The following is an 11,551-nucleotide window of genomic DNA, read 5'->3' on the forward strand; positions in this document are numbered from 1 at the left end:
TGCTTGAGGTCGGGCGTGCTCAAACCCTCGATTCGAAAAAAAATCATCCTCTTTACCGTGGTGCCCGTTACACTCTTCTATAACTTGCTGAGTGCCATACATATCTACACCTCTTTCAAAGAATCGTCCCACGAAATAGAGATCCAGATGCGCAATAACAGTGTACATTTTGCCCGTACCATGGACGCCTATACCCAGGAGATCATGTCCCAGGCAACAGCCCAGATTCATTTATTACAAACGGAAACTTACCCGACTTACCCGGTGCTGCACATCATTCTCGCTTCCAGCCCGTTCCTGACCAGAGTCTGTTGGATAGACACTAAAAATACTGCAAGTTCAACCTGTATCAACCAGCATAAAAACGAGGCAGCCCCCTCCCGGCTGCCCGCACTCCCCCCGACAAAACTGGGCAAAAGCTGGCAGCAGCTTCTCAGGCCCGATAAGTACTGGAGCAAGCGCTATCAGGATCCCCAAACCGGAAAGAGACTGGTCAGCTTTATTGTCCCCAGTTCCCAGCCAGACAATGGCTACCTGCTTAAACTGGATGTTGATATCAATCGTATGGTCCACGATGTCATCAACCCCGAGCTGTTTGAAGGATCCAATATTGGAATCAACCTCTGGAAATTCAATATGGTCGACCGCAGCGGTGATTACCTGTACAGCGACAGCGTTCAGGCAAACCGCTTTGATCATCAAAACCTGCGTCAGACCGGTGAAATTTACGGTGTTGAAGGGTTTGGCAATAAGATCGCACAGTGGATTGATTCCGGACAGGCCGAGACCTTCCGGGTCTGGCTACCCAACCCCCAGTACCAAAAAGAATACTGGATCTTCGGAGCCCCGGTATCTTCTGCCCAGTGGTGGCTCTATACCTCAGTCAGTCGACAACATGCACTCCAGGGAGTGCTTAATATAGCGCTGCTGGACATTGCCATTATGCTGACCTCCCTGCTCCTGATCCTGGGTGGCATCTGGTATGCCTCTAAAAAAATCACTGACCCGCTGATCACCTTGAAATCCTGCATGGATACCTTTATCGAGCATCATAAGCTGGTGGAGCTGCCCGATACCCATTCCAGGGATGAAGCGGGCTCCCTGGCCCGTTCATTTGTCAAACTGACTCAGTGGCTTGAGGCCAGAGACCATGCTCTGCATCAGGCCAGAGCCAACAATATGGGGCATATCGTTCAGGGACTAAAAGGATGTTACTTTTATTTCCAACTCAACACTGACGGTGAAATTGTCCATATCAGTCGTTCGGTGGAATCCGTTCTGGGCTTTCGTAGTGAGGAGTTTTCCGGTCCATTAGAGCGCTTTTTGAGTCGGGATCCGGGTAACTGTAACTACCAGGTCAATTTTCAAAAAGTACTGCGAGGAGAGCCAGTAGAACCGTTCGAACTGGACATCCTGAATAAACAGGGAGAGTCGCGAAGGATTGAACTGTTCTGGAATACCATGACTTCCGGACAGCAAAGGGTGATTGAAGGGCTGGCCAATGATGTGACTGAACGGGTCAGCGACACGCTTAAATTCAAGGCTCTGCTGGATTCTGCGCCGGACGCCATGATCATCCTGAATCCGGATGGCATTATCGTCATGGTCAATTCCAGGGCGATCGAACTGTTGGGTTTTGAGCGGGATGACCTGATCAATATGCCCCTTTCCCTGATTGTTCCTCCTCAATCCCGAGAGGAGCATCCTTTGATCATCCCCCTGCTGAACAAGGCCTGGAAACAAACACAACTGTTTCGTCAGGAAACCCAGGCCCTTGACCGACATGGACGCATCTTTCCTGCCGAGTTAACCAGTAACCCACTGATTACTCACGACGGTATTCTTATATCCGTTGTCATTAGGGATATCACCGAAAGTAAACAGATCCAGCAAGCTCTGCTGGCTGCGAGAGACGAAGCAATTACGGCCAGTCGCTCAAAAAGCCTGTTCCTGTCGTGCATGAGTCATGAGTTACGAACACCATTGAATGGCGTCATTGGCTACGCGCAGGTTTTACAACGATCAGGAGGACTCAACCCCGGACAGCACCTGAAGCTGGACATTCTTGAACGCTGCGGACAACACCTGCTGACCTTGATTAACGATATTCTTGATCTCACTAAAATTGAGACTCAGGGTGTGGAGCTGCACCCGGCATCGGTTAACCTCAAACAATTGCTGCTGGAAACTCAGGAGTTGTTTATCCCAAGGGCCGAGTATAAAAATCTGCAGCTAATATTGGACATTGACGAGCGGGTTCCGGAATGGATAGAAGTTGATGAAGTCAAACTAAGGCAAATTTTGATCAATCTTCTGGGTAATGCCATCAAATATACAGAGGAAGGCTCTGTAGAAATCGCGATTGATGCATCAGACGAGCAGCTCTGCTTTTCAGTGAAAGATACCGGGGTTGGCATTGATCCAAACCATTTTGACATTATCTTTGACCCCTTCAGACAGTTGGATGAAGGCTTAAAGTCAGGGGGAACCGGATTGGGTCTGGCCATTAGCCGCCATCTGGTTAAAGCCATGGGAGACGACCTGACGGTCACCAGCCGTCTCGGCCAGGGCAGCAGCTTCCGGTTCTCAATCCCATTAAAAGAAGTTCCGGCAATGGACACCGATAATGTCTTTTCTTCTGATCAGGTGGAACTGGTGCTTCCTGACGATCACACCTACACCGTATTAATTGCTGATGATCTGGAAATAAACCGCGAACTGCTTAAAGTCATCATGGAAGAGAGTGGCTTCAAAACACTGCAAGCGTGTAATGGCATAGAAGCGCTTTCCTGCCTTGAAACCCACAAACCAGAACTGGTGATGATGGACATTAGAATGCCCAGAATGGATGGAATAGAAGCTCTGAGGCATATCCGTCTGGATCCTGAACTGAAAGACCTGAAAGTGATCGCTGTGACTGCCAGCACAGGCTCTAACATCCAAGTCAAACTCAAAAAGAAAGGATTTGATAGCGTTTTGGCCAAGCCCTTCAAAGTGAACTACCTATTGCAGGTAGTGGCCAGCCTTTTGAGCCTGAATATCAGAACATCACGAGTAACCGCCAACAAAGCACGTATGTCGAAACTGCCAAAACTGGATGAAACGCACAGGAAGGCATTACTGAAAAAGATCTCCCGGGTTATTGAGTTTGGTGATATACAAGAAATAATGTCCATATCAGATGAATTCAAAGAAGCACACATGCAGGCATATTCTCAGTATCTTCTGCAAATAGCCGAAGCCTGCGATATGGATGAGCTGGAAAGGTTCTACGAGCGATTGCAGAATCAGCCTGACAAGAGCACCGTCTGAAGATGCAAATTACGGCTGAGTTAACCTATACTGTACCGTTATTTCACCCATCGAGCGACCAATGAACTCAACCGCCATTATTCAGGAAATTCAGGATAAACTCATCCTCAACCTGAAAGACATCTACACTCTGGCACTGAATGCCGATGAACAGCTGAACATTCTACAAAAAGAGCAGAAAGGTAAGTTTGCTGCCATTTTTCAGCAGAACTCGGGCTTCACAGCCTCAGCTAACCGTTTCCTGCCCTACCTCATCGAATTAAACGACGAAGTTCAGAATCTGCTCACCATAGAACCGGAAAACCAGAAAGTTAAGATACAGGGCATTATGAAGAAAATGAAAATGATGCACAGAGTGCTGGCCAGGTTTCACAGTATCAATGACGAAACTCTGCACTGAACCAGGGTGCCCTCCTTTTTTACCCAAATTATTCTCCTGTTTTTTATTACCGATGAATTGCCACTGTGATCCGAGTTCAGGCCATATCAAAAAGAGGGTGCCCGGATTGACGATCATCATGTAAGCTTGGCGGATAAGCAAAAAGCGAGGGAGAGTACGGATGAGTAAGATAGATACGCTGACCATCCGGGGTTTCAAATCTATCCGCCAGCTGGATCATCTCCGGCTGACCCAGCTGAATGTACTTATCGGTGCCAATGGTGTGGGCAAGAGTAACTTTGTCAGTTACTTTCGGATGCTGCACGAGCTGGTGGAAGAACGGTTGCAGGTTTGGGTAAGTCAGCAAGGTGGGGCGGATCGAGTGTTGAGTTATGGAGTGAAGGAGACTTCGCAACTCGATACCGCGGTCGCATTTGGTCAATACGCTTATGTTGCCGAGCTTGGCGCATCCTCAGACGATGCGTTGGTGTTTATGGACGAGAAATCCTGCTTTAGAGATTCTCAAGGTCGCGCTCGATTTCCCTTCGGTGCAGGTCATCGCGAGTCGCGGTTACCCGATGCTATTCGTAAGAAGGAATCGTCCTTTGACGTTTCCAAGCGTTGCTTCGATATGATTACTGGCTGGAAAGTTTTTCATTTCCACGACACCAGCGAAACCGCAGCAGTTAAACGCTTGGGTGCCGTGCATGACACTGAGTATCTCCGTCCAGATGCAGCCAACCTGGCGGCTTATCTATTTAAACTCAAAACGGAAAATCCAGAGGTTTACAACCAGATTTGCAAAACCGTTCGCTTGGCCGTGCCATTTTTTGATGATTTTGTACTGAAACCAACCCGGTTATCTTCTGGCGAAGAACAAATTCGCCTACTTTGGAAGCAAACTGGCAGTGACTACCCGCTATGGCCTAGTCAACTTTCCGATGGTTCCATTCGTTTTATTTGTTTGGTGACAGCATTACTGCAACCCAATCCACCCTCCACCATTATTATTGATGAGCCGGAGTTGGGACTGCACCCTTACGCCATTACTCTGCTGGGTGCCTTATTGCGCTCCGCCTCGAAACGGATGCAGGTGATTGTTTCTACCCAATCCGTACCCTTACTTAACGAGTTTGAGCTGGATGACCTGATCGTGGTGGAACGGGAAAATGCTGCCTCCACCTTTAAACGACTGGATGCGGATAATTTTGAGAGCTGGCTGGAAGACTACTCCGTAGGTGAACTGTGGGAGAAAAACATTCTTGGTGGGAGACCATCAAAATGAACTCTCAATCTCCAATCAATGTTCATATCATTTGTGAAGGGCAAACCGAAGAGGCGTTTGTTAACGATCTTCTGGTTGAGCCTTTCGCACGCAAAGGTATCTATCTCAGACCAGCTCTGATCGGTAGGCCTGGGCATAAAGGCGGTAATTTCAAGTTTGACCGCCTTTATCCGGATGTACAAAAACGGCTCTCTGGTGACAGGACTTGCTACTGCACCACATTCTTCGATTTTTACGGTTTACCGGAGTCTTTTCCCGGTAAAAACAGCCTTAACGTGCAATCATCCATAGAAGATAAAGCCCAAAGGTTGCAAACGGAACTCATGAAAAAGCTCACCGAAAAACTGGGAGCTGATGCCATGCGCCGGTTTATTCCTTATGTACAGATGTATGAGTTTGAGGCTTTGCTGTTTAGTGATCCGAAAAAAATGGCACAAGGGATGGATAAGCCTGATTTAGCAAACTCTTTCGCTGAAATTGCCAAAGACTTTGCAACGCCCGAAGCTATCAACAACAGCCCACAAACCGCCCCTGGTAAACGTATCGAACGCCTTGTACCCGGTTATGAAAAACCATTAATGGGAACACTGGCTGCATTGGAAATCGGTTTGGATAAAATGCGGAAGCAATGCCTACTGTTTAATGGCTGGCTCTGCCAGATCGAAGCATTAGCGACGGAATGAGACTGTGCAATTTCCCCCCCCCATTCGCTAACGGGGGTTGAAGCAATATCTAACACCGCCTCATGAAACCAATCCGGTGAAACCTCGAGCCCTGAGAGCCAATTCAGGAGCTGATGGTTGTTCTCGATTCCTTTTCTAAGCGATCCACCTGACAGTTATAACTCCATGCATTAAGGCAGAACAAATACAACAACTTAAAAACAAAAAGCTTTTTCATGATCTATCCTTGATCGTCTTTGCTGTTATTGCTGGTTATTGAAGTGGTACTGAGAAGAAAGATCATCCGGCAGAACAAATGTCATGCCACTGAAATAGCTATTGAGCTTGTTCCAGGCATTCAGTGAGAAAAGTGCAAACACAACTGCAATCTGCAAGCCAAACACTGGGAAAACACCGTAGGCCGCCATCCAACTGCAATCCTACCTGGAGAATCTGGGCTATGTGTAAACAATGCAATACCGGGGAAAACCCGCTAAAGTGAATTAACTTCTGGCAATCAATCAGCATGGATAAGGCAGATTAAGGCAATGCAACTGAACCATATCGTATACAACAATTTTCGTTGCTTTAAAGAATCGAGACTCACACTGCACCCAAGACTGACTAGAGTATTCCATTTTCAAGGGCAGGAACCGACCCTGACCGAAGCTGACCTTTATATAGAAAACCGTCAATAGGAGCCCGCATGAGACACCAAGCAATACAAATCATAGATACTGTAACAGAAGAGGAGTATTTGCATTACGAGAGTACTGCAACGATTCGTCATGAGTACTACAGTGGTTATGTGGTTGCTATGGCAAGCGGTTCAGCCAACCATAATAAGATCACTTTGAATCTGACGACCCTTTTACATGGCAACCTGCCTGAAAGATGTGAACTGTATTCATCAGATATGCGGCTAAGGGTCAAGAGACAGAAGGAGGTCAGTTACCGCTACCCTGATGTGTGGGTCCGCTGTGGTAATGATCCATTGACCACAGAGACGACAGGAGAGGATGCCTGCCTGATCATTGAAGTGATGAGCCATGGAACCCGAACCGTGGATGAGACCTACAAGGTGACTGAGTATGCGCAAGCGTTGAGACACTGTAATGGCGAGTATCTTAATGGTCGATTCTGAACGTCATTATGTGATACTGAAAGGCTGGGTAAATGGAGAGTTTATAACCAAGAAAAAGCTGACATCCCCCGGTTTGATTGAATTCGACTCTATAAAATCACAGTTTTCTGTTGAGGATATCTACCAGCATATCCAGTTAAGCTGAGTCACATCAGGCTGTAGCCAAAGCCCACAAAAGCAATAGGTGGATAGTAGCTATCACCTTGCTTCCTTCAGGGATCAGTGATTTGAACTGCTGCCAGATGTTGGTGGTGGCCATGGCCTTCTCCACGATTTTGGATATGCGGTGCTTTTCTTATGATCAGCCACCCTACACAGATTAGCCACACTGCTAATATTTTCAGATACAAACTCAAGCAGGAGGCTGCAACCAATGAAAGACCAAATAAACATCAACCTGGATCGAGTGAAGTCAATTATTGACTCTTTTGACAGTACTTACTTTAACACTACTGAAGTGATCAGGTCTTATGGTGGCGGCTTCTTTTCTAACAAAGAAACTCCAGCTTCTTACTCCTTCAATGCTCAATTTGGAAAAATCTTAAAGAGTAATGAAGACCAGTTAGGCATTGTTGAGATCAAGAATAACCAGCCTGTTCTGGATGATAACGGGCATGGAACTTCCGCTTCAGTGTGGGCCAAGCGTAGCCATTAGCCCTTCAATTTAATTTTGACTGGCCAAGAGTATGGGCTTTACTATCAACTATTGGACAAGTACGCACTAATGAATGATTGCTTTTTAGATAAATGTTATTTTGTACATTTTTATGATTATGATTTTATTTACAAACAATTCAAAAAAATCCTCTTCCGAGACGATATAACCAAAAAAGTAGCCAGAAGATGTTTTGGGTTTGCTCTCCCAGGATTAAATGAAAAAGAATCTGGCTATTTGATTTCAAAAAAACACCCATGCTTATTACCAAATATCAAAAACACAAAAAAAATACAGCTTAAACTTGGTATCAGAAAAAAATATGTCAATCATCTCAAAGGTACAATTAATTATGATGTAATTCCTTTTTTTCCAGATGATGGCTCCTTTATTAGCAATGCAGTTTTTTATAGTAAATCTAAAATAAAACTAATTCGCACTGATGATAACAAAGTATTAATTCCACATATATTGTCCTACAAGGACTGGTTGGATCTTACTAAAGAGCTTCAACCTGAAAATTACGCTAAAGCATCATTCCCAAAACGACAAACAATGATCTTTAATACGATAAGACACTCTATTGGGGTATACGACAAAGCAACAAAAAATATTTCAGATAAAACCTACGGACACATATGCTGGGAATTTGCAAGGATGGTTCGTAACAAACTCCCTGAATTAGACACAGCTGCAAAGAATTGGCTCGAGTATAAAACAGATTGTGGAGTTGATCTTAATTGTCATGAGATTGATTACTGTGATCTAGATAAATTTGCTGTAGTTTCCTTTTCAAAAGAACCAAAAAATGGTAGGAGTGGAGCTGACTGACTGATGAAGTGGTTGGTTGTTACGCCTGAAAAGTTTCAGAAATATCCTGTCTCCCCATAATCCGGACAATCAGGACATAATCATTCTGGATTTGGTAATAAATAGAGTGAGCACCGTATACACTCATACCGTACCCCTTACGTATATGCTCCACTGCCGGGTAGTGCAGTGGAAAATTCGCCAACTCAGATAAACGGGCCTGCATGAAATCGACGTATCCACCAGCGCATCCAAGTTAAGTGGCATGCCTGGCACACGCCTGCTTCAGCCGCGCGTCGCAGGCGGCGCCCTCTGGAAACATTTGGTATGCGCGATATTTCAGAAACAATACAAAACAACGCCTATTGGCACCGCAATAATGAGAAAAGGAACTGCCATCGCCAATCCAACTGCACCTATTGATATCAAAGCACTCATAGCAATAACTGGAACAATCACTAGCGATGACCCAACAATTGCTATTCCCGCAATAGAAAGGCCAACTACAGCAATAACAAAAGAAAAACCTAGCATGGCAGTCGATATAATCGGGCTGTCATAGAAACCATGATGCTCGTAATAATAGCCTTCGCTAGCGAAATTGAAACTATAGTCATCAGGTTTAGAAAAAGTAGAAAGTGAAAGCAATAGTATAAGAGACAATACTTTAATAACATAATTTACTTTTTCATTGCTTTGGATGCAGATCTTTGCATTGATATTTCGATACTGACCAAACATAATAAAACCCATTTTTCCGAAATCGAAAATATAGCTCTGAAACTTTACTATGAAAAACATTTTCCGCATGTTTTTTTTGGTTGATGGTAGCTCAAAATCTTTTTCTTTCACTATGGGCATTTTTTATATTGCTCAAACACATAACGAGTCTGTAGAAAAACACTTTATACGTAAGGCAAAAACAGAAAAACCCTGTAGACGACAGTCTACAGGGTTTTTGGTATATGGCGGACCGGACGGGACTCGAACCCGCGACCTCCGGCGTGACAGGCCGGCATTCTAACCAACTGAACTACCGGTCCGCTGCATTTTTCACATACTGCTTTCAAGCTACGTATGCGGTCACGCAATCTCTTACGAGAAACTGGTGGGTGATGACGGGATCGAACCGCCGACCCTCTGCTTGTAAGGCAGATGCTCTCCCAGCTGAGCTAATCACCCAACTTCTCTGCGCAGTGCGTCGCGCTGAAGTGAGGCGAATAATATGTAGATCACATGAAAGTGTCAAGGGAAAAAGATCTGATTTTGAGTGCAAAAACGCCGAAAGAAAGCATCATCATTTAATTGTACAACTGTCGCTTATTGGGAAATATGAGGGCTCCCTGTTGAACCCTCTCATTCGGAAAAATCAGTTGCCAATGTGCATGTAAACTTTCACTCGACCTTCTTCTTTGCCACGGTCGATTTTGACCTGCTGAATAGTCACTTCATAGCGGGTATCCAAGGCAACCATCCAGGCCAACAGTTTCTGATAGGGTGCATCCTCGATCCAGATCCCTAAACCTTTACGGTCGGGTTGAACACGACTTAATGTCAGTCCCGATTGCCTGGCACTGCCCGATACGATGGTAGAAAGATCTTTTCTTGCAGCCGCTGATCTTTGTTTCTTCTGCGCCTGTTTTGCCTGATCAATATTATCTGCCATCCATTCATAAATGGATTGTTGGTGAGTAAACTCCTCCTGCTGCTTTTCACTCCAATCAGTGATGGGCTCCCAAACAAATAGATACGCTGCAGATAGCAGAAGGAACACCGTCATGAGATGCAGTGCTCTGCGGTCTTTCTCCGGCATCAACTCATACTTAGCCTGAAGCTGCAGCCAGAGGGGACTTCTCTCGAGTAAATGGTTCAGTTTCATAAGCTTCACCTGCCTATAGTCATACGAGCACTGACGCCCGTTTTTTCCTGGTTGGCACTGTCCAGACGTGCGCTCAGCCCGGATGATTTTACCGATGCCAGAAGCTTATCAATCCCTTCGAGACTCTCTGCTCTCAATTCCAGTATCAGCTTTCCTGAAGCTTCATTGAAATCCATGCTGACCGGCTTCAGCTTGAAATCCGGGAAAGAAGATGAGACAGCAGAAACCTGTTGCAGCAAGGGCAAAAAGGGTTCACCACTGTCCTTTTGCCCTGTATTTTTCAATCGGCTTTCCATACGCCCTTTCAGGTTAATACTGCCAGTGGAGAGGGCCTGAGCCTCAAGCACCTGTTGATCCTGTGGAAAGACTTCCAGATAAAGAGCGGCAGTATCCTGCCAGTAGTCCCTGGCTTTCTTCTGATACAACAGCCCTTCACCCACTTTTAAGCCCAGTTCCAGCAGTAACCAGATACATGCCACCAGAGCCAGAGGCTTCCAGCGACGCATACTGCGGTTGGCTCTTTTTGGGCACTGATAGGCGCCATGACGAAGATCCACTAATCCAGCAGATCTTATGGAAGAAAAATACAACTCAGCCAGATATTCAAAAACAGTACCGGTCAATGGTTCTTCTTCCACCAGCCAGCCGTTTTCATCCAACCACTGTTTTACCTTTTCTTTCTTGTCTGTAGCCAGTGGCACCAGCCCTTCAGCAAATCTTATTCTGGCGTTGATCAGAGTCTCAGCATCTTCCGCCACCGGCTCCTCATCTGTCTGAAGAATGCCTTCACTGGCTTTTTCTTCCCAATGGTCCAAAACAAACTTAAGTGCTTCATAGTCGAGACAAACACTGGTTTGATCAGGAGCAGAAAGCACAGAGCAATCGTTTTCAAGAAGGAGACTCAATTCTCGCGGCACACTTTGCAAAAACTGAAGCTCAGCCATGACCTGCTGGGCGGAAATCCCCTGCTCGTCAAGACAGGCTAATAGAGATTGCATCTGTTCATGAGGAATAGCCGAAACGGAGACTTGATCACTCTTACGATGAAGGTAACTGGCCAGATGCATGGACTCAATGTCATCGGCCAGCGCTTCTTCAATCATAAAGGGCAGCGCAGTTGAAAGATGCTTACGCTGACCACTGTTGATGGGCAACTGTTTATGTATGACCAGAGTCCCAGGCAGAAGCACGACCACCTGATCGGGCATGTCATCTTCCAGAGTGGCTTCGTCCAGCTCTTTGTTATCCGGTTTCTGAATAACAAACTGAACCCAGTCATTTTTGACTTGCCCCAGTTCCGAAATATGGATATCCCCGGAGAGCTGCCCATTACCAGCAAAAGCCGCCCAGTGAACCAGGGTGTCTGGTTCAACCCGGGCAACCGGTGGGGGTATCCGAATTAACAGGATGTTTTTCATTATTAGA

The 11,551-nt window shown here is 45.8% G+C and carries 10 protein-coding genes and 2 tRNA genes; 7 read left to right on the top strand and 5 right to left on the bottom strand.

Translation table 11 applies throughout. From position 1 onward, the window contains the following. Positions 1-15 precede the first annotated feature (15 nt). From K7B67_RS13125 to K7B67_RS13155, 7 genes are all read left to right on the top strand, one after another. Entirely contained in the window at positions 16-3,312 is a 3,297-nt protein-coding gene (locus tag K7B67_RS13125; RefSeq protein WP_252176312.1) for a PAS domain S-box protein, read from the top strand. 61 nt (positions 3,313-3,373) lie between these two features. Beyond that, the gene (locus K7B67_RS13130; RefSeq protein WP_252176313.1) at positions 3,374-3,712 is read left to right on the top strand and encodes a hypothetical protein; all 339 of its coding nucleotides are present in this window, start codon (positions 3,374-3,376) and stop codon (positions 3,710-3,712) included. A 160-nt stretch (positions 3,713-3,872) separates the two neighbouring features. Then, entirely contained in the window at positions 3,873-4,976 is a 1,104-nt protein-coding gene (locus K7B67_RS13135; RefSeq protein WP_252176314.1) for an AAA family ATPase, read from the top strand. Further along, complete coding sequence (locus tag K7B67_RS13140; RefSeq protein WP_252176315.1) at positions 4,973-5,659, top strand: DUF4276 family protein; 687 nt, start codon at positions 4,973-4,975, stop codon at positions 5,657-5,659. Before K7B67_RS13135 ends, K7B67_RS13140 begins: the two co-directional genes overlap by 4 nt. A gap of 685 nt (positions 5,660-6,344) precedes the next feature. After that, positions 6,345-6,782 (top strand): Uma2 family endonuclease, encoded by a 438-nt coding sequence (locus K7B67_RS13145; RefSeq protein WP_252176316.1) that lies wholly within the window; start codon positions 6,345-6,347, stop codon positions 6,780-6,782. A gap of 373 nt (positions 6,783-7,155) precedes the next feature. Next, a complete protein-coding gene (locus K7B67_RS13150) occupies positions 7,156-7,437 on the top strand; it encodes a hypothetical protein (RefSeq protein WP_252176317.1) in 282 nt (93 codons plus the stop codon). Between the two features lie 15 nt (positions 7,438-7,452). After that, positions 7,453-8,268 carry a hypothetical protein gene (locus K7B67_RS13155; RefSeq protein WP_252176318.1) on the top strand — a complete coding sequence of 272 codons (816 nt, stop codon included), beginning with the start codon at positions 7,453-7,455 and terminating at the stop codon, positions 8,266-8,268. A 318-nt stretch (positions 8,269-8,586) separates the two neighbouring features. On the opposite strand, the gene K7B67_RS13160 is transcribed toward K7B67_RS13155, so the two are convergent. The 5 genes from K7B67_RS13160 to gspL form a co-directional block, all read right to left on the bottom strand. Further along, the gene (locus K7B67_RS13160; protein WP_252176319.1) at positions 8,587-9,108 is read right to left on the bottom strand and encodes a hypothetical protein; all 522 of its coding nucleotides are present in this window, start codon (positions 9,106-9,108) and stop codon (positions 8,587-8,589) included. A gap of 105 nt (positions 9,109-9,213) precedes the next feature. Further along, positions 9,214-9,290, bottom strand: a tRNA-Asp gene (locus tag K7B67_RS13165). 63 nt (positions 9,291-9,353) lie between these two features. Then, positions 9,354-9,429, bottom strand: a tRNA-Val gene (locus tag K7B67_RS13170). Positions 9,430-9,616: 187 nt separating this feature from the next. Beyond that, a complete protein-coding gene (locus tag K7B67_RS13175) occupies positions 9,617-10,126 on the bottom strand; it encodes a type II secretion system protein M (RefSeq protein WP_252176320.1) in 510 nt (169 codons plus the stop codon). A 5-nt stretch (positions 10,127-10,131) separates the two neighbouring features. Then, positions 10,132-11,544, bottom strand: a complete 1,413-nt coding sequence (gspL, locus tag K7B67_RS13180; RefSeq protein ID WP_252176321.1) for a type II secretion system protein GspL — start codon at positions 11,542-11,544, stop codon at positions 10,132-10,134. Positions 11,545-11,551: the final 7 nt, after the last annotated feature.

The organism is Endozoicomonas sp. 4G, from assembly GCF_023822025.1.
Classification (GTDB): Bacteria; Pseudomonadota; Gammaproteobacteria; order Pseudomonadales; family Endozoicomonadaceae; genus Endozoicomonas_A.